We start from the raw sequence: 17,936 nt of genomic DNA, 5'->3' as shown, positions 1-17,936 counted from the left end.
TCATGTTTGGACGGCTGAAGGACTGGCGGCGTGTGGCAACCCGCTATGACAGATGCCCGACTGTCTTCCTGTCCGCCATCGCACTCGCTGCTACAGTGCTCTTCTGGTTATGAGTCCTGAGCCTAAAGGACCGCGCCTCCCACGACTGGGTTTCTTCGGTGTCGGGAAATGACAGCACAATGTCACGCAAGGCTTCGTAAGTGAGCTTGGGGGTAAGCATAGGGCTTTTCCTTACATGAAAATTACATCACCGGCTGAATATTACCACAGCATAAAAACAATGAGGCCGATATTCTGAGATGCATAACCAAGTCAGAATAAAGGAGAAAATTATGGGTAAAGGCATATTATTATGGCTGTTGGGCATTCCCATTCCTGTGATTATTTTGCTGTTCCTGATCTTCTGACCCACAGGAAAACATGGGTAATATACATTTTGAGGCGCCGGTCTGAGAGATCGGCGCCTTTGGTGTTTCCGGGGGCATAATTCCAAGACCGGCGTCAAAGGTGCCAAAAACGCGCAAATCTTGTTGTGATGCCGGATTTTTTGAGACTTTTCTCTACCTTGTGCAAAATTATTGCACCTGCTCACAAAACTTAACGCATTGTGGCATTATGGCTAACAATATGTGACAAATTGCGCACGATCAGCCCCTTTACTATTTTGCAGCGCAGCATATATAGAGCGCATCAAACTAAAGGAGACTGATTATGAGCATTCAGAACATCATCGAAAACATTGATCGCAACGCATCGCTGGCCGTCGCCGCGACTTTCCCTGTTGCGCTCATTCTGGCCGTAGTGGCTGCCCTGTGATTATTTATATTCATCCCAAAAGAATGAATATAAATACACAAAATATACTTTAAAAAAGCGACCTTTCATTTTGAGGTCGCTTTTTTTTCGTCTGAACACCTGAAAAATGCCTCCAATTATTACAGTTTCGACGCAATTCGCGTTTTAAGCGGCCGGTTCTCCCCAACTTTTGCCTTAAAGATTCGTTAATTCTGCCTTTACCTTAGTAATGTGCGTTATCTCCATGCTGACCTGCGATCTTGTCCGTTCTGTCGATCTGAGTGCCCGAGATGAAAGCCTTTGGCGGGCCATGACTGCGTCGAACCCGGCTTTTGGCTCCCCGCTTTTGTCGCCTGACTTTTTCCACGCGGTTGCCCGTGTGCGTGATGATGCACATGTCGCTGTTTACCGGCGTAATGGTGAGGCGGTGGGGTTTCTGGCGCACCATCGTCGCCCGAATGGGCTGGCGCGCCCGATTGGCGCCCCCTTTTCCGATTATACGGCCCTGATTACCGGCCCTGAGGCTGGCTTTTCCATCGAAGTGGCGCTTAAAACGGCGGGCATTCGTCAGTTGCAGGTCATTGGCCTGATTGATCCGTATGATCTGTTTTCCGACATGAACGGGGCTGAAGACACGGCCTTTGGTTTTGATTTCAGCCAGCCCGATAATGTCGTATCGCCTAAGCGCCAAAAAAAAATGCGCCGTCGCGAACAGAAGCTGATCAGCGACCACGGCCCGTTACAGTTTCGGGTGGGTGACCGTGAGGCGGTGACGTTTGAGCGGATGCTGACCTGGAAGCGGGCGCAAACCCATCAGACCGGCATCTCCGATTTTCTGGCACCCAAATGGATTCAGGCGCTGATGCACGACCTGTTCGCCCTGCCACCGGAAAGTCCGTTGCAGGGTCATATGACCAGCCTCTATGCCGGTGAGCGTCTGGTGGCCTGCAAGTTCGGAGTACGGCTTGGGGATTATCTGCATTCGTGGATATCGACCTATGATCCGGCCTTAAGGGATTATTCGCCGGGCCTTTTGTTCCTGACGCATGCGCGTGAGGCCATGACCGAAGCCGGTATCCGCGTCTATGATATGGCAACCGGCGCGCCGGAATATAAAGGCATCTACTGCAACCAGATCCATAAGGTTTATAATGGCCGCGTCTTTGGGCCAACGCCTCAGGGACAGCGCGACAAGGCCCTATCACAATGGCGCAGCCGGCGCATCGCGCAGTTCGGTCACCGACCGGCGGCGGCCTTGCAAAGGCTCGGGCGGCGCATGGATCAGATCGCTACGCTTGAACTGGATACGCCACAACGTATTCTGGGGATGGCACAGGCGCTTCTCAGTGCGCCGCAAAGACTGAAATCATCGGGTTAAGCCCCCTTCCCCCGTTGTGCGCTTCATGCTATCGCCCGAGGCATGAGCACTGATTTATCCAATATCCGTAATTTCTCCATCGTCGCCCACATCGACCACGGGAAATCGACCCTGTCCGACCGCCTGATTCAGTTCACCGGCGGCCTCACCGCGCGTGAGATGAAGGAGCAGGTCCTCGATAATATGGATATCGAGCGCGAACGCGGCATCACCATCAAGGCCCAGACCGTGCGCCTGAGCTATAAGGCGAAGGATGGCCAGACCTATATCCTCAACCTGATGGATACGCCGGGTCACGTGGACTTTGCCTATGAGGTGTCACGCTCTCTGGCGGCCTGTGAAGGCTCTATTCTGGTGGTCGATGCCTCTCAGGGCGTTGAGGCCCAGACCCTGGCCAATGTTTATCAGGCCATTGATAACAACCATGAGATTGTGCCGGTTCTCAATAAGGTCGACCTGCCTGCCGCCGAGCCTGAGCGCGTGCGGGCACAGATCGAGGATGTGATCGGCATTGACGCCTCTGACGCGGTTCTGGCCTCGGCCAAGTCCGGCATTGGCATCGAGGACGTGCTTGAGGCGGTTGTCACCCGCCTGCCCGCCCCCAAGGGCGACCCGACCGCACCGCTGAAGGCGCTGCTGGTTGATGCCTGGTACGACCCTTATCTGGGGGTTGTGGTTCTGGTGCGGGTGTTTGACGGCTTCATGAAGCCCGGTCAGCAGGTCAAGCTGATGAATGCCGGTGCGACCTACAAGATCGATAAGCTCGGTGTTTTCCAGCCCAAGGCGACGGACGTTGAGGCGCTTGGCCCCGGTGAGGTCGGATTCTTTACAGCCCAGATCAAGGAAGTGTCCGATGCGGCTGTGGGGGACACCATTACCGATGAGCGTAAACCGACCGCTCAGGCTATGACGGGCTTTAAGGAAGTGCAGCCGGTTGTTTTCTGCGGCATCTTCCCCGTTGATGCGGCGGATTTCGAGGATTTGCGCGCGGCCATGGGGCGTCTGCGCCTCAATGACGCCAGCTTCTCGTTTGAGATGGAAACCTCGGCGGCGCTCGGGTTCGGGTTCCGCTGCGGGTTTTTGGGGCTTTTGCACCTTGAGATCATTCAGGAACGTCTGTCGCGTGAGTTCAATCTCGATCTGATCGCGACCGCGCCGTCGGTTGTCTATAAGATCTATATGAACAATGGCGATGTCATCGACCTGCACAACCCTGCGGATATGCCCGATGTCGTCAAGATCGACCATATCGAAGAGCCGTGGATCAAGGCGACCATCTTTACGCCGGACGACTATCTGGGGGCGGTCATCAAGCTATGTCAGGATCGTCGCGGCATTCAGACCGACCTTTCTTACGTCGGGTCGCGCGCCATGATCGTCTATGAGTTGCCGCTCAATGAGGTGGTGTTCGATTTCTATGACCGCCTGAAGTCGATCTCGAAGGGCTATGCCAGCTTCGATTACACCATTGAGGAATACCGCTCGGGTGAACTGGTGAAGATGTCGATCCTTGTTAACTCTGAGCCGGTCGATGCCCTGTCGATGCTGGTGCACCGTGACCGTGCGGAATCACGCGGGCGTGGCATGTGCGAGAAGATGCGCGAGCTGATCCCGCAGCACCTGTTTGTCATCCCCATTCAGGCGGCTATCGGTGGGCGCATTATTGCCCGTGAAACCGTACGCGCCCTGCGTAAGGACGTGACGGCGAAATGTTACGGCGGTGATGCCACGCGGAAGAAGAAGCTTCTGGAAAAGCAGAAGGAAGGCAAGAAGAAGATGCGGCAGTTCGGCAAGGTCGAAATTCCGCAGGAGGCCTTCATCGCCGCGCTTAAGATGGACAATGACTGATGATTAGCTTGAGGTGCATCCGCTGGAGATAAGGTTATGGGCGGAAATAACTGCTTTGTAGTTAACGAAACGACTGGAAAATAACCATGGTATACTTGGGAATTGTTTGCAGATATATTTCCGTTATACTTATTGTAATTTATATTATATTTTATCTAAAAATAATTTCAGTACCATCATTTATTTTTCCATTTCTGATAGTTATTTTTTTCGCCGCCTCAGTAAAATTTGAAAATATACATCCAATAAAACATAAATCAATACATGGTGCACTTCCGGTTATTATTACTATTATTGCGACAGGAAATATATTTTACTATAAATTTTACGGCTCTCAAATGTTGGTTGACAAGAAATTTATACCTCTTGTGATGCCATTAACCGTAATTTTAATTTTTGAATTATTTTTTGCAAAGTATCTCAAAATCAAGCACTTAGTTAAGTGAATAGGTAATCCTCCCTGTAAAAGATGGGTTTGTTTGTAAATTCACGCGGCCTGTTTCAGTTTCTGAGCGGGTGTTATGACGCCGATGCCCATGTTGGGGTGTTCGTTGTGTATGTCCGTAGCCGCGTGGTGGTAAAAGTCTGCGCCTCCTCAATACTTCCGATGATATACTGATCCAGGCATTTATGCCGGACCGTATAATGTTCGACATAAGCATTTTGCTGCGACTGACCCGGGTAGATATGGTTCAGGCTTCGGATATCCACCTCAATGCCCCGTCCTTCGCTGTTGAAGTCATTCAGAACGTTCAACAGCCGGAACTGCCGACCATAAAGTTCATCGACCAGACCAGATTGGGGCGATCCGGCATGCCAGAGCTTCCGGCATGTCGTGTTTCAATCGCTTGCGGGGCTTGATCCTCAGATTTAGTTCCAGCTCACGATAGATACGATATAATGGCCTGCCTCCTCTGATGGAGACAGGCCATTAGAATTTCAGCCTCAGATCATCGGCCCGTTGGCGCGGGGGACGCCGAAATCAGGCGTACCGTCGGCGCGATAGTTGATAAGCTGAACACGCGTATGGCGGTTCGGATCGAACAGGGAATTGCCCTTGATCTCCTTATAGTCGCGACCGTGATACACCAGAACATCGCGGCCCTGCTCATCGACGATGAAGCTGTTGTGCCCCGGCCCCCAGACTTTGTTTTCATCTGAGCTTTTGAAAACCGGCTCAGGGGATTTCGTCCATGAGGCCGGATCCATGATGTCAGCATTTTCGTCCGCCGTCAGAAGTCCCATACAATAGTTGGAATCGGTCGCTGAGGCCGAATAGGTCAGGAACAGGCGGCCATTTCGCGCCAGCAGAGCGGGGGCTTCGGCGACGCGGTATTTGATGATCTCCCAGTCATAGGTCGGGATCGTCAGACGTGCCGGTGTTGCCGCCAGTTTCGACGGCGAGGCCATAGGGGCAAGGTAGAGGTTTGAGTTGGTATCAATCCCTGGCTCTTTTTGTGCCCAGCAGAAGTAACGCACACCTTTGTGTTCAAAGGTCGTGGCATCCAGATTGAACGTATCCCATGGCAGTTCCATCTGCACAGGCTTTGACCAACGGGCGGTCATCGGGTCGGGATCAGAGGTCGAAATGACATGCAGACGTACGCGGAAAGGTTCGTCCTTATCACCGGCACCGAAATAGATATGCCACTGACCATCGAAGTGATGGATTTCCGGCGCCCAGATATAGCCGCCCATCTTGCCCTCGGTCGGGCGACGCCAGACCACGGCCTCACCGGCGGTTCTCAGTCCCGCCAGTGTACGCGAACGGCGCACGATCAGGCGGTCATATTCCGGCACCGTGCCGGTGAAGTAATAATAGCCGTCGGTGTGTTTATGTATCTGAGAATCGGCGCGTTGGCGCACCAGTGGATTGATTGGCACCGGAGCCTCCCCTGCCTGTACGCCAGAGGCGACCGTCGCGCCCGCTCCGGCTGTGGTGATCAGGAAATAACGGCGGGAAAGGGCATTGGTATTGTCTGTCATAGCTCTCTCGATAGGCGTTTCATATTTTGGCTTATGAAACGACCATAGGGGCATCTGTTTGCCAAATCAATATGTCGGACAATTAAACGTCCTGGGTTTTGCCCCCTCTGGCCAGACAAGCTGGCCACCTCCCCCGCTGCGCAGGGGAGGATGAGTCTGCTAGTCGAATAAACCGACCGAGCGGGGCAGTTCCTGATAGCGATGCACCTTGACGCCGAGCACCAGCCCGAAGGCAATCATCACGGTCAGCATGACCGAGCCGCCATAGGACAGAAGCGGTTGCGGCACGCCGACGACGGGGGCCATGCCCATGACCATGGCGCCATTGATCAGCACATAGAGCGCGAAGGTCGCGGTGGCCCCTGCGACCGCCAGTCGCCCGAAGTGGTTATGCGACAGGTTGGCGATACGGATAGAAATAAACACCACGGCGGCATAGAGCAGAAACACCGTCAGACCGCCGACAAAGCCCAGTTCTTCGGCCACAGCCGCCAGAATGAAGTCGGTGTGTTTTTCCGGCAGGAAGTTTAGCTGAGACTGTGACCCCAGCCCCAGTCCCTTGCCCAGCAGGCCACCGGAACCCATGGCGATCTTCGATTGCAGGATGTGATAACCGGCCCCTGACGGGTCGGCTTCGGGATTGAGGAAAGTCAGCACGCGTTCGCGCTGATAGTCATGCATGACGAAGATGACGAAGAACGGCACTACGGCGACCCCCGCCGCCACCGAGGCCCCGATAATACGCCAGTCCAGGCCTGCGACAATCATCACCGCCAGTCCCGTCAACAGGATCAGCATGGCCGTCCCCAAATCCGGCTGATGGGCCACCAGAAGCACCGGCACGGCGATCATCATCAGCGGCACGATCAGTTTCCAGTGCAGCTTCGCCTCTTCAGCAGAGCTTTCGTGATACCAGCGTGCGAGCGCCATGACGATGGCCAGCTTCATAAACTCGGACGGCTGAAGCGTCACCGGCCCCAGTGTCAGCCAGCGCTGCGCCCCCATGCGCACCTCACCGGCGACCTCAACGGCGATCAGCAGGAGCAGGGAAAACAGATAGAACGGATAGCTCAGTCTCAGCCAGATCCTCAGGTCGACAATGGCCAGTCCGATCATCACCACAAAACACAGGCCGAAGCGTAGCAGGTGGTTATAGGCCCACGGCTCCCACGACATGCCGCCGACGCTGTAAAGCATCAGGGCCCCGATACCGGCAATGGCGCTGATGGACAGCACCAGACCGGTATCGATCTGTAACAGCTTGTTGTCGTATCTTTCCCGCTCGCCCCGGCGGGTCATTGCGCTTTCGGCCATGATAATCCTTAAGGGGTTGGAGGAACGAAATCGTCCGCCGCAGGCGCAGCGGGTTGCAAAACGTCGGCAGAGGCGTCGGCTTCGGGTATGATCAGCGGCTCATCCGGCACCTCAGGGGGCGGCGGCCTGACGATACGGGCCTGCATCTCAGGGTCCTTGAGCAGGGCCACCTTCATGATCTCACGCGCCTTGGGGGCGGCGACCGTGCCACCGGCGACCCCGTGCTGAACCACGACGGCCAGCGCATATTTCGGATTATCCGCCGGCGCATAACAGACATAAAGGCCGTGGTCCTTGTTACGCCATTGGGTGGCACGACGTGTTCCTGCCCGATCATAGTTGATGACCTGAGCCGTGCCGGTCTTACCGGCCATCTTAATGTCGCCGAGATTAAGCTGCGAGTTACGGAAGGCCGTACCGTCCGAGTCGTTACTCACGGCGTTCATGCCGTTACGCACCAGTTGAAGATGTTCCGGTGGAATGTCGATATCCGCAAAATTGAAATCGAGATCGACCTTGCCGATTTTTTTCACAAGGTGCGGCGTCACGGCCTTATGGCCATTGGCGATCCGTGCCGTATAGACCGCCAGTTGCAAGGCCGAAACGTGCGTATAGCCCTGACCAATGGCCACAGACAGGGTTTCTCCCGGATGCCACTTGGGATCGTTTTTGAAATTCTTGCGCTTATATTCCGTCGAAGGTATGACGCCGCTTTTTTGTCCGGCAATCTCAAGGTCGAACAGTTCGCCCAGACCCAGCTTATGGGCGGTCTCTGATATGCGGTCGACGCCCGCGCGGTTACACAGGTGGTAGAAATAGACGTCGCACGAATGCTTGATGGCGTCATTCATATCAACTGAGCCATGTCCGCCTGCGCGCCAGCATCGGAAATTACGCCGCCCGAAGGGGTATGAACCGCGACAGACGACGCGCTCCTTCGGGTCGATGCCAGCGGCGAGAAAGGCCAGAGCCGTCGCCATTTTAAAGGTCGAACCCGGTGCAAAGGTAGACCCAATCGCCTTATCCAGCAAGGGCCGGCGCTCATAGTCAGCCAGCAGGCGATAGGCCTTGGTCGAAATGCCCGAGACAAAGAGGTTCGGGTCAAAGGACGGGGCCGAGGCCATGCACAGGACCTCGCCATTGTGCACATTCATCAGCACGGCCGAACCTGAGTCTTCGCCGAACATTTCGAGGGCGCGTTGCTGCACCTCGGCATCAATGGTCAGGGTGATATCCTCACCCGGCACGGGCGGACGAGTGCCGGTCGGGTCTTCGGCGACGACGCCACCCACCGCATTGACCTCAACTTTTTGCGCGCCGGATACGCCACGCAACTGCTTTTCAAAGGCCTTTTCGACGCCCTGCTTGCCGATGCGGAAACCCGGGTGCAGCAGCATGGGGTCAGGGTTTTCGCCCTCGGCCTTAAGGTCGGATTCGGAGACCTTGGCGACATAGCCGACCACATGCGAGAAGGCCCCGCCATAGTGATAGACGCGCATCTCGTTCATGTCGGCTTCGACACCGGGGATTTCGGCGGCGTAGAGATTAACACGCGAGAAATCCTCCCAGCTCAGATCAGCAGCGACAATCGTTGGCACAAAGCGCTGGGACTGGTTGATATCGCGCACAATACGGCGGCGATTGGCGGCGGTCTGAGGCAGGATATAGCTGAGCTGATCGAGCGTCTTATCGATGTCTTCGATTTCGTTACGGCGCACCACCACGCGGAACGAGGGCCGGTTTCCGGCCAGAACGCTGCCGTTGCGATCAAGAATCTGGCCACGCGGCGGCGGGATAAGACGGAAATTGAACTGGTTGGCCGCCGACAGGCGCTTATAGCGCCCGCCATGCAGAATCTGGAGGTGCGCCAGACGACCGGTCAGGGCAAACAGCCCAAAGGCGACCACACCGCCCATCAGGAAAATGCGCCGGTTAAAGACCCCCTGCCGTTCCCCCATGTTCTGGAAGGTGGTTTCGTTCACTGGAACCTCACATCGGCATGGAGATATTTATCCAGCAGCCACCACATGACCGGCACGGTAATCAGGCTGGCGAACATCTGTTCGGCAACGCCGAGAAGGCGGGGCACCTGACCGGCATAAAGCGTCGTCAGAAGCGTGCCCAGTATGAAAAAGCCGATAATCGACATGACATAAACGCTTGCGACAATGGTCATGTCCTGACCGACAATATAGCTGCGGATCAGGAAGGTAACGCTAAAGACGATCATCAGTAGCAGAACGTAGAATCCGAGCGGAGCACCCCAGAAAAAATCAAGGAACAGGCCAAGCGCAGCCAGTACAAAGGGTGCGATATAGCTTGGGCGGATCAGCGGCCAGCTAAAGGCCAGGGCCAGAGGCCAGACCGGCTCAGGCAGCACCAGTCCCCACGGCAGGGGAATATTGGTGGCCATGATCAGGGTGGCAGCAATGGCCAGAAGAGCGGGCATACCGATCCATTCGTGCGGCCCTATAATTTTGCCTGCCAGCCCCCGCCGCATATTTTTGTTGATCGGCGTCCGCACCCCTAGTCTCCGTCAGCTGGCGCGGCGGGGGCCTGAGGCGGGGTGGCGGGCGTCGCCGGAGCAGCCTGAGGCTGGGGAGGTGCCGGACGTGGGGCTGTGGTTTGTGGCGCGGCGCGGGGGGCCGGTTGAACGGGGGGTGTTGCGGGAGGGGTTGCTGCCCGTGTGGCCGCCGGGCGTGCGGCTGCCGGAGCCGCAACCGGTGCGGCAGCAGATGACGACGCAGAAGAAGAGGATGCCCCCTGCCCCGTTGTCTGGCCTTGCGCAGGCGCGGGTGGCGGCGGCAGGACGTCTGTAACCGGCGGCGTGCTCAGGATGGTATAATCAGGCAGGTTTGAAAAATCATCATATTTCAATACCTTGACCATATCGATAGGGCCGCGATTGGTATAGAGATTGATGCGCCAGACCCCGTCAACGCTCGGGACGACCTCACCGACCAGCAGGCCGCGCGGGAAGATTCCGCCATCGCCGGAGGTCAGAACCTGATCGCCTTTTTTGACCGCATCCTTGCCACGCACGAACTCAAGGCGTGGATAGCCGCCGCCGTCGCCAGCCATAATGGCGCGGGCGTCGGTACGGCTGATGACCACGGGCACACGACTGACGACATCGGTGACGCTCAGGACACGGCTGACCTGACCGCCGGTGCCGACCACGCGCCCGACAAGGCCTTGCTCATTGATCACCGGATGGCCGAATTTCACGCCGTCTTCGCGACCGGCATTGATCAGGCGGGTATTGTTAAACGGACCGCGGGATACGGAAACCGAACGGGCGGCGACCATGGCCACCTCAGGGTCGGTGCGTAATTGCAGCAGGGTCTCGTAGCGGCGGTTCAATTCCTTTGCCTGAAGAAAGCTGTTCTTATATTGCGTAAGATCAGCCACTTCCTTCCGCAGGCGGCGATTTTCCGAAACCGCAAACAGATAGTCATCGAACCAGCCGGCAATGCCGCCTACCCAGTGCGCCGGTGTCGACAGGAGGTTATTGGCAGGCCCGGCGGCGGCATCAAAGCCCGCGCGATTGCCATAGCTAGCCTCGGTCATGTCTGAGCGGCGGTCGCCAAGGAACAGCAGCACCCCGATAATGCAGAGGCCCGCGACAATAACCATGACCCCCCAGGTCAGAGGGACCTTGATCGCTTCAAAAGATGACTTTTCCCCGTATGGCACGCCGGACGTCCTTACAAACCGTCATTTACTATAAGATACCTTTGGCACTTATATATCCCATGTCGTTTCACCGCTCAGGTGTAACGGACATGCGCCCCCTTAGTCTGCCCCGCCGCAAGCCGCTCCCGAACCGTCAGGGCACGGGAGGCAGGCCTTATCAGAACATGGTGGAGTCAAGAATACCCTTCATCCAGCGCGGATGCTCAAGCACCCGGCCACAACCGATAGCCACGCAGGACAGCGGGTCTTCGGCAATGGTTACCGGCAGGCCGGTATGGTCGCGGATTTCCTCATCCAGACCGCGCAGCAGTGCTCCGCCACCGGTCAGCATGATGCCCTTATCGGCAATATCGGCGGCCAGTTCGGGCGGTGTGGCCTCAAGGGCAACCTTAACGGCCTCAATGATTTGCGATACCGGCTCGGCGATGGCTTCGGCGGCCTGACGCTCGCTGATGCGAACCTCGCGCGGGACACCCTGCATCAGGTCGCGGCCCTTGACTTCGATCGCCAGACCTTCGCCGTCATGCGGCACACGGGCGGTGCCGATATCTTTTTTGATGCGCTCTGCGGTGGTTTCACCAATCAGCAGGTTATGGTTACGGCGCATGAAGTTGGTGATCGAATCATCCATCTTGTCGCCGCCAACGCGTACCGAACGCGAATAGACGATACCCGACAGGGACAGAACGGCGACTTCGGTCGTGCCGCCGCCGATGTCAACGACCATCGAACCGGTCGGTTCATGGATCGGCAGACCGGCACCAATGGCAGCGGCCATAGGCTCAGGCAGCAGGCCTACGCGGCGCGCCGACGCATTGAGACACGAATCGTTAATGGCGCGGCGTTCCACGGCAGTGGCCCCTGACGGCACGCAAACGATAACCTTAGGATTAACGAAACCCTTGCGGTTATGGGCCTTGCGGATGAAGTGCTTGATCATTTCCTCAGCGACTTCGAAGTCGGCGATCACGCCGTCACGCATCGGGCGGATAGCTTCCATATGGCCGGGGGTACGGCCGAGCATCTGCTTGGCTTCGATGCCCACCGCATGGACGACCTTGCGGCCGCCGACATTGCGCAGGGCCACCACCGAAGGCTCGTTCAGCACGATTCCGCGGCCTTTCATATAAACGAGCGTATTCGCCGTACCGAGATCGATGGCGATGTCGTTAGAAAAACTGCCGAAAAAGGATTTGAACATAGGCGAGACCGTTGCAAACAGAAGGAAAATGAGGCAGAAAAAAGGCGAACGGCCTGAGCCGTCAGGTACGATAGCGGGCCTTAATTCCAAATGTTTTCAAGGTTCCGATACCGGGAAAACACTCCTGCCCTTATCTTGCGTTAATTTCAAGGCCCTCTAAAAAAAACTTAAGCGGGCCGGATGAAATAAAAATGTAAACCCGTATTTTTATTGATTTTTTATACCCCAAACCGCCGTGGTCACAAAGCCGTCACCCCGTGGTGGATTCTTGTTTTTCTTTATGGACTTAGGCCTGCGAAAAACAGGCCCTATCAGACCTGATCAAAATCGTAAAACAGCGCTTTTTTTCACCCCACTCCCTTTTTATAAAAGTGCGCTAATTTTTCACTAGTCTTTACCGGCGCTTTCGCGCATGATCAGATTATGGTTAACGCGTCCGTTTCAGTGGGGGCACGCAAACCATCCGTACGAACGTAACCTTGGGGGGAGGTAGCGCGTGTCAGTATCAGCCTTTTCCCGCATATCTGTATTCACCATTATCGGCCCTTATGGCCGGAGCGATATGTGATGTTCTGGGGCCTGTCTGTCCGCTTCAAGGCTAAGGCGACCTGTGCCGACCGGCATGTGACCGGGCGGCGGAGCGTCGTGCGCCTTACCCGGCTGATTACAGCGGTTGCGGCAGCCTCAGTTATGGTGGGCTGCGGTCCCAATGGCGTCAACTGGCCCACCGAAGGTCGCGACAGCCGAATCGGCCCGACCTGCCCGCGCCCGCCGGGGACGGACAACAGCCATTTTGGCGATCAGGAACGTGAAATTCGCCATTTCCGCAAGCTCGCCTTCAGCAATGATTTCTTTGCCCAGATCGAGCTTTCCAACCGCTATATGGGCCTGAGGGCCACCGATGAGAACCTGACCGATCCGGTTGAGGCGGCGGTGTGGCTGGTTATGGCCCTGTCCAACCCCGAAGGCTACGCCCCTATTAATCGCACCGCACGTAATGGTCAGCACACCTCACGCTTTGACAAATGCCTGGCGGCAGAACGGGCCAATGGCTATCGTCAGCTTGAGCGTCTTCTGGCGCGTATGGATACCTCAGAGCGCGATCAGGTGCGTAACCGTGTCATCTATGTCCAGTCACAGCTTGGGGCCGATGGTTTCCGCACGCTGGGGCGGCTCTATGACACGCAGTACGGGCCGATGGGCGAGCCTGCCGATAACCGTGAAGGCGTGCGCGCCACCATGCGCGATCCAGCCTATGCGCGTCCGAATGTTATTTCGCTGTTCCAGCGCAATGATGTTGATGCCTATCTCTATAACTATAAGGCCTCGGCGACCGGTGATGTCGGGGCCTATGTCATGCTCAAGGATTTTGAGCGCTCCTCGCCTGAGCGTGAGCGCAGCAAATATGGCGCTTTTGTTGAGGCCAAGGCCAAACGCTGGGTGTCGCCGTTTGAATTTTATCCGCCTCAGGCTCCCGCCGGTGGCGTGCCTCATGCCGACGAAAGCCGCCCGCGCGGCGATATCTACGGCTATGCCCTGACGCGCATGGATGAGTTGCCGTTTATCCATGTCGGGCGGGCGCTGGTCTATCTCGATCTGACCGATCAGGTAGCGCAGGCCCCCTCCGAGGTCAGCGACCACACGGTGATGGGTCTTCGGGCCATACTGGGCCGTAAGGACGGCGGGCGTCTGAATAATCTGGATCGTGTACGGGCCATTCAGCTGGCGGCGACCAATGGCTCGGCTCAGGCGCAACTGGTGCTGGCGGTAATGTATTCCGAAGGGGTGGGTGTCCCCGCCGACTATGCCCGCGCCTTCCACTGGTATCAGGAAGCCGAAAAGCAAGGCTCGGCTGAGGCGCGCTATGCCATGTCGACCTATTTTGCGCTGGGGCTGTCAGGGGTTGCCGATCAGGACAAGGCCAGTGCCGTTGTCCTGAGGCTGGGGTCGGCGCTTGATGGCTACCGGCCTTCGGCGGCGCGGCTTCAGGCGGTGCTTAACGAAGTTTCACGCTCGCCTCACCGGTAATGGAAGGATTATGACCATGAGAATCATTCCGTTTAGGGGCTTTGTTGCGCTGGCTGCCGGTGTCGGCCTGCTACTGAGTGCGGGGGCGGCTTCGGCGCATGACACCTCCTATAATGCGGCGCGTACCGAAGCCCTGACGCGGCCCTGTTTTGGCGCGCTTCTGGATCATCAGCTCAAGACCTGTGGTGGCAAGCGCTATAAGACGCGCGGGCATCATTATGGTTATTACGGCACCAAATCGCACGCCACGATCAATTGCGACACTGCCAGCCGCGCCTTTGTCGAGGATACGGTGCGGCGCATGCGTTCGGGCGGGGTCTTGCGTCTGGTGGCGAAAAACCGCTCCTGCGTCGGCAGTTTGCAGATTACCCGCAGCCTGACTATTATCGGCGATAGTCCCTCACGCCTGCCGGTGCTGGTGGCCCCTAACGGGGAATCCTGCCTGCGCATCAATCCGTCGGCGGATAAGGTGATCCTGAAAAACGTGCTCTTGTCCTCGGCGCGCGGCGGTCAGTCGGCCTGTATCTACGCCTCTAATTCCGAGCTGACTTTACAAAATTCGTCGGTGCGTTATGAGGGCGAAAGTGCGGCGGTGCATGTGGCCGGCGGGCGGTTCAACCTGATCAATTCCTATATTGTGGCGCGTACAAGGTCTGTGGCTCTGGCGCTTAACGGGTCGCAACTGTTTGCCGAGCAGAGCGGCATTACCTCTACGGCAGATGGTGTCTATGCCACGCTGAACGGCGATTCCCACATTCAGGGCGTGACGGTGCAGCAGCTGGCGGACTGGAAGGGGTTTGAACGTGGCGAAGACGCGGTGGGCCTTGAGATCCGGCTGGATTCTGCGGACTCCATCCTGAGCATTGATGACCTTAAGGTCGAACACTTCGCAGAGGGCGTGGTTTTGAGTGGGGCCGGTGAAGCCTTGCTGGCCAATTCATTGATTGATTTTTCCAAGCACGGCATTCGGTCTAAGCTTAATCGCGTGCGCATTATCGATAACCGTATCCTGTCGGATGAGATTGCGATCAATGTTGACGGCGGCACCGGCTTTATCGGTAAAAACTACATCGCCAAGGTCAGGACGGCGGGTATTCTGGCGACCGCGCGGGGTGAAATCCGCGCCGTTGATAATGCGATTGATCCGGCTCCCGAAGGGTGCCCCAATCTGAAGTGGGGTGATCTTGATCCGGCGCAGCGGGTCTGTACGCCCTGGTATCGCGGGTCGGAATTCGACATCCCCGCCAATGCCGTCAGTCAATATATGTTCAGTGATTACTGGCCGCGTATTTAGGCCACCTATCGCTTTTTAACCCTGCCCTGCCTATGCTGTCTTCTTCAGGTATTACAGGGAATGGATATGCGTATTCTGGCGACGATGATGGTTGCGGCTTTGGCGGCAGGTTCTGTAAACGCCCAGACCTATGGCCCGCGCCTTGAGGGATTTGACTATCCGCATCCGGTAAAGACCTTTGCCCTGACGACGCAGGGACAGGCGCTGGAAATGGCCTATATGGATGTCCCTGCTCAGGGCGAAGCCAATGGGCGCACGGCGGTTTTGCTGCACGGCAAAAATTTCTGTGGCGCGACATGGGAAGCGACGATCAACAGATTAAGTCAGGCCGGATATCGCGTTATCGCCATTGATCAGATTGGTTTCTGTAAAGCCTCGAAACCGGAAGGCTATCAGTTTTCCTTAAGCCAGCTGGCGACCAATACGCAGGAATTGCTTAAGTCGCTGAAGGTCGAAAAGGTGACGCTGATCGGCCATTCGATGGGCGGCATGCTGGCGACCCGTTTCGGCCTGACCTATCCTGAGGTCGTCGAGCAGCTTGTGCTGGTCAACCCCATCGGGCTTGAGGACTGGCAGGCTCTGGGGGTTCCTTACGCAACCATTGATCAACTATACCAGAACGAACAGAAGACCAGTTTTGAGAGCATCAAAACCTATCAGCTTAAGTTCTATTATAACAATCAGTGGAAGCCGGAATATGACCGGTGGGTAGGTATGCAGGCGGGCCTTTATACCGGTTCGGGTAAAGCCATTGTCGCCTATAATCAGGCCCAGACCTCAGAGATGATTTTCACCCAGCCCGTGGTATATGAATTTGACCGTCTGAAAATGCCTGTGGTTCTGATGATCGGGCAGCTGGATCGTACGGCCCCCGGTGCCAACCGGGCGGCACCGGAACTGCGCGACCGGCTGGGGGATTATCCGGCCTTAGGCAAGCGCATTGCCGCCATCATTCCCAATTCGCACCTGATCGAATTCCCTGATCTTGGGCACTCACCTCAGGTCGAAGCGCCGGATCGTTTCCATGAGGCGTTGCTTGGGGCTTTGGGCGGTAAGAATTAACGGAACCAGCCGCGACGGCGTTGTTGTGGTGGTGTGTATTCATCACTGCGCGTATAGCTGCGGCCAATAGTGGCGTCGGTGCAGCTTTCGGGGCGTGCACCGCCGACCTTGCCTTCAACGCCGAATGAGGTGGCGTCGGGTTTGTTCTGGGCGGTGACGGTTACGACCTTGCCGTCCTGATTGAGATGAACTTCGGTGCTGGTTTCGGAATCATAGGTCATGACCTGAGGGGCTTTGCCATCGGGTTCATAGCGTTCCACGCAGGCATCGGCCTTCTGGGCCTGTGAGCGGTTATCAACCGGATAATAGGCAGGTTCGTGATAGCAGGCGCTTAAGCCCACAAGCATCACCATTGCCCCAGATACCCCCAAAGACACCGCAAGCCACCGCTTCATGACCATCCCCCGAAATATGGTTAATAGCGGCATAGTGGCATATAATCGGCGCAAAACAAAGCAGACATTCTTTGGGCTGCGCCGATTTTAGATGTGGCGAATTTAGAGGCCCAGGGCCTCAAGTTCTTCGTCGGATACGTCGAAATTGGCATAGACGTTTTGCACGTCATCATCATCATTGAGCGCATCAATCAGCTTGAACAACGTCTTGACCGGATCGCCGGACAAAGGCGTCAGGGTTTGCGGCTTCCAGACGAACTTGGTCGATTTCGGATCACCGAGCGCCTTGGAAATGGCTTCGGTCACGCTGTTGAGGTCTTCATAGGCCGTGTAGATGATGTGGCCGCCGTCTTCGGGGTCTTCGTCCGTTTCAACATCCTGCGCACCGGCCTCAATGGCCGCTTCCATGATGTCGTCTGCCGAACCGGCGCTTAAGGGGTATTCGATCTGGCCCAGACGATCCCAAAGGAAGCTGACCGATCCGGTTTCCCCCAGATTACCGCCGTGCTTGGTGAAATAGGAACGGACATTGCCGCCGCTGCGGTTGCGATTGTCGGTCAGAGCCTCAACGATGATGCCGACGCCGCCCGGGCCGAAGCCTTCGTAGCGGATGTCTTCGAGGGTATCCGCATCGCCTGCCGCGCCCTTTTTGATGGCGCGGTCGATATTGTCCTTGGGCATGGACTCGGCCTTGGCGTTGTTGACCGCCAGACGCAGGCGCGGGTTCATCGCCGGATCAGGCATGCCTGACTTGGCCGCAACCGTAATATCGCGCGATAATTTGGAAAACAGTTTCGAGCGCACGGCATCCGCGCGCCCTTTTTTGTGCATGATATTCTTGAATTTGGAATGGCCTGCCATAAGTCCTCACAAAAACGCTCGCCAAATCAGCCCTAAAACAGCTGATGCCAAAGGCGGCGCGTCACATAGAATAAAGTC

Annotated in this window: 13 protein-coding genes and 2 pseudogenes; 6 read left to right on the top strand and 9 right to left on the bottom strand. The window is 56.5% G+C overall.

The genetic code is table 11. The features are described 5' to 3' along the window. The 3 genes and pseudogenes from E5201_RS14305 to lepA form a co-directional block, all read left to right on the top strand. Positions 1–113, top strand: a pseudogene (locus E5201_RS14305) (IS5/IS1182 family transposase); the annotation flags it as partial. 926 nt (positions 114–1,039) lie between these two features. Then, entirely contained in the window at positions 1,040–2,173 is a 1,134-nt protein-coding gene (locus tag E5201_RS14300; protein WP_181404660.1) for a GNAT family N-acetyltransferase, read from the top strand. Positions 2,174–2,215: 42 nt separating this feature from the next. Further along, on the top strand, positions 2,216–4,021 hold the full coding sequence (gene lepA, locus E5201_RS14295) for a translation elongation factor 4 (protein ID WP_140987128.1): 1,806 nt from the start codon (positions 2,216–2,218) through the stop codon (positions 4,019–4,021). 487 nt (positions 4,022–4,508) lie between these two features. Here the strand turns inward: lepA and E5201_RS14290 are convergent. From E5201_RS14290 to E5201_RS14260, 7 genes and pseudogenes are all read right to left on the bottom strand, one after another. Further along, a pseudogene (locus E5201_RS14290) lies at positions 4,509–4,922 on the bottom strand (integrase core domain-containing protein); the annotation flags it as partial. Positions 4,923–4,966: 44 nt separating this feature from the next. Further along, positions 4,967–6,007, bottom strand: coding sequence for a glycoside hydrolase family 43 protein (locus E5201_RS14285; RefSeq protein WP_140987127.1), 1,041 nt, complete (start codon positions 6,005–6,007; stop codon positions 4,967–4,969). Between the two features lie 159 nt (positions 6,008–6,166). Further along, a complete protein-coding gene (gene rodA, locus E5201_RS14280) occupies positions 6,167–7,321 on the bottom strand; it encodes a rod shape-determining protein RodA (protein ID WP_140987126.1) in 1,155 nt (384 codons plus the stop codon). 8 nt (positions 7,322–7,329) lie between these two features. Next, the gene (gene mrdA, locus E5201_RS14275; RefSeq protein WP_181404661.1) at positions 7,330–9,279 is read right to left on the bottom strand and encodes a penicillin-binding protein 2; all 1,950 of its coding nucleotides are present in this window, start codon (positions 9,277–9,279) and stop codon (positions 7,330–7,332) included. 20 nt (positions 9,280–9,299) lie between these two features. Beyond that, positions 9,300–9,770, bottom strand: coding sequence for a hypothetical protein (locus tag E5201_RS14270; protein WP_246050812.1), 471 nt, complete (start codon positions 9,768–9,770; stop codon positions 9,300–9,302). Between the two features lie 77 nt (positions 9,771–9,847). After that, positions 9,848–10,957 (bottom strand): rod shape-determining protein MreC, encoded by a 1,110-nt coding sequence (mreC, locus tag E5201_RS14265; RefSeq protein WP_140987124.1) that lies wholly within the window; start codon positions 10,955–10,957, stop codon positions 9,848–9,850. Positions 10,958–11,174: 217 nt separating this feature from the next. Further along, entirely contained in the window at positions 11,175–12,218 is a 1,044-nt protein-coding gene (locus E5201_RS14260; protein WP_140987123.1) for a rod shape-determining protein, read from the bottom strand. A gap of 567 nt (positions 12,219–12,785) precedes the next feature. Here E5201_RS14260 and E5201_RS14255 point away from each other — a divergent pair. The 3 genes from E5201_RS14255 to E5201_RS14245 are packed head-to-tail and all read left to right on the top strand — an operon-like array spanning position 12,786 to position 16,602. Beyond that, positions 12,786–14,246 carry a tetratricopeptide repeat protein gene (locus E5201_RS14255; RefSeq protein WP_246050811.1) on the top strand — a complete coding sequence of 487 codons (1,461 nt, stop codon included), beginning with the start codon at positions 12,786–12,788 and terminating at the stop codon, positions 14,244–14,246. Between the two features lie 16 nt (positions 14,247–14,262). After that, positions 14,263–15,540, top strand: coding sequence for a right-handed parallel beta-helix repeat-containing protein (locus E5201_RS14250; RefSeq protein WP_140987122.1), 1,278 nt, complete (start codon positions 14,263–14,265; stop codon positions 15,538–15,540). Positions 15,541–15,600: 60 nt separating this feature from the next. Further along, positions 15,601–16,602: an alpha/beta fold hydrolase gene (locus E5201_RS14245; protein WP_140987121.1), complete on the top strand. Its 1,002-nt coding sequence runs from the start codon at positions 15,601–15,603 to the stop codon at positions 16,600–16,602. Here the strand turns inward: E5201_RS14245 and E5201_RS14240 are convergent. Both E5201_RS14240 and E5201_RS14235 read right to left on the bottom strand, forming a co-directional pair. Beyond that, the gene (locus E5201_RS14240) at positions 16,599–16,997 is read right to left on the bottom strand and encodes a hypothetical protein (protein ID WP_140987120.1); all 399 of its coding nucleotides are present in this window, start codon (positions 16,995–16,997) and stop codon (positions 16,599–16,601) included. The genes E5201_RS14245 and E5201_RS14240 overlap by 4 nt on opposite strands. Before the next feature lie 102 nt (positions 16,998–17,099). Continuing rightward, complete coding sequence (locus E5201_RS14235) at positions 17,100–17,858, bottom strand: YebC/PmpR family DNA-binding transcriptional regulator (protein ID WP_140987119.1); 759 nt, start codon at positions 17,856–17,858, stop codon at positions 17,100–17,102. Positions 17,859–17,936 lie beyond the last annotated feature (78 nt).

Origin of the sequence: Asticcacaulis tiandongensis (assembly GCF_006475605.1) — a bacterium.
Taxonomy (GTDB): domain Bacteria; phylum Pseudomonadota; class Alphaproteobacteria; order Caulobacterales; family Caulobacteraceae; genus Asticcacaulis; species Asticcacaulis tiandongensis.
The sequence above is the reverse complement of the archived record's forward strand: the minus strand, read 5'-3'. Positions and strand labels throughout refer to the sequence as shown.

Coding starts and splice junctions, on each gene's coding strand:
- E5201_RS14240 (WP_140987120.1), bottom strand. CDS start 16,997: ATGAAGCGGTGGCTTGCGGTGTCTTTGGGGGTATCTGGGGCAATGGTG.
- rodA (WP_140987126.1), bottom strand. CDS start 7,321: ATGGCCGAAAGCGCAATGACCCGCCGGGGCGAGCGGGAAAGATACGAC.
- E5201_RS14255 (WP_246050811.1), top strand. CDS start 12,786: ATGTTCTGGGGCCTGTCTGTCCGCTTCAAGGCTAAGGCGACCTGTGCC.
- E5201_RS14260 (WP_140987123.1), bottom strand. CDS start 12,218: ATGTTCAAATCCTTTTTCGGCAGTTTTTCTAACGACATCGCCATCGAT.
- E5201_RS14245 (WP_140987121.1), top strand. CDS start 15,601: ATGGATATGCGTATTCTGGCGACGATGATGGTTGCGGCTTTGGCGGCA.
- mrdA (WP_181404661.1), bottom strand. CDS start 9,279: ATGGGGGAACGGCAGGGGGTCTTTAACCGGCGCATTTTCCTGATGGGC.
- mreC (WP_140987124.1), bottom strand. CDS start 10,957: ATGGTTATTGTCGCGGGCCTCTGCATTATCGGGGTGCTGCTGTTCCTT.
- E5201_RS14285 (WP_140987127.1), bottom strand. CDS start 6,007: ATGACAGACAATACCAATGCCCTTTCCCGCCGTTATTTCCTGATCACC.
- E5201_RS14270 (WP_246050812.1), bottom strand. CDS start 9,770: ATGCCCGCTCTTCTGGCCATTGCTGCCACCCTGATCATGGCCACCAAT.
- lepA (WP_140987128.1), top strand. CDS start 2,216: ATGAGCACTGATTTATCCAATATCCGTAATTTCTCCATCGTCGCCCAC.
- E5201_RS14300 (WP_181404660.1), top strand. CDS start 1,040: ATGCTGACCTGCGATCTTGTCCGTTCTGTCGATCTGAGTGCCCGAGAT.
- E5201_RS14250 (WP_140987122.1), top strand. CDS start 14,263: ATGAGAATCATTCCGTTTAGGGGCTTTGTTGCGCTGGCTGCCGGTGTC.
- E5201_RS14235 (WP_140987119.1), bottom strand. CDS start 17,858: ATGGCAGGCCATTCCAAATTCAAGAATATCATGCACAAAAAAGGGCGC.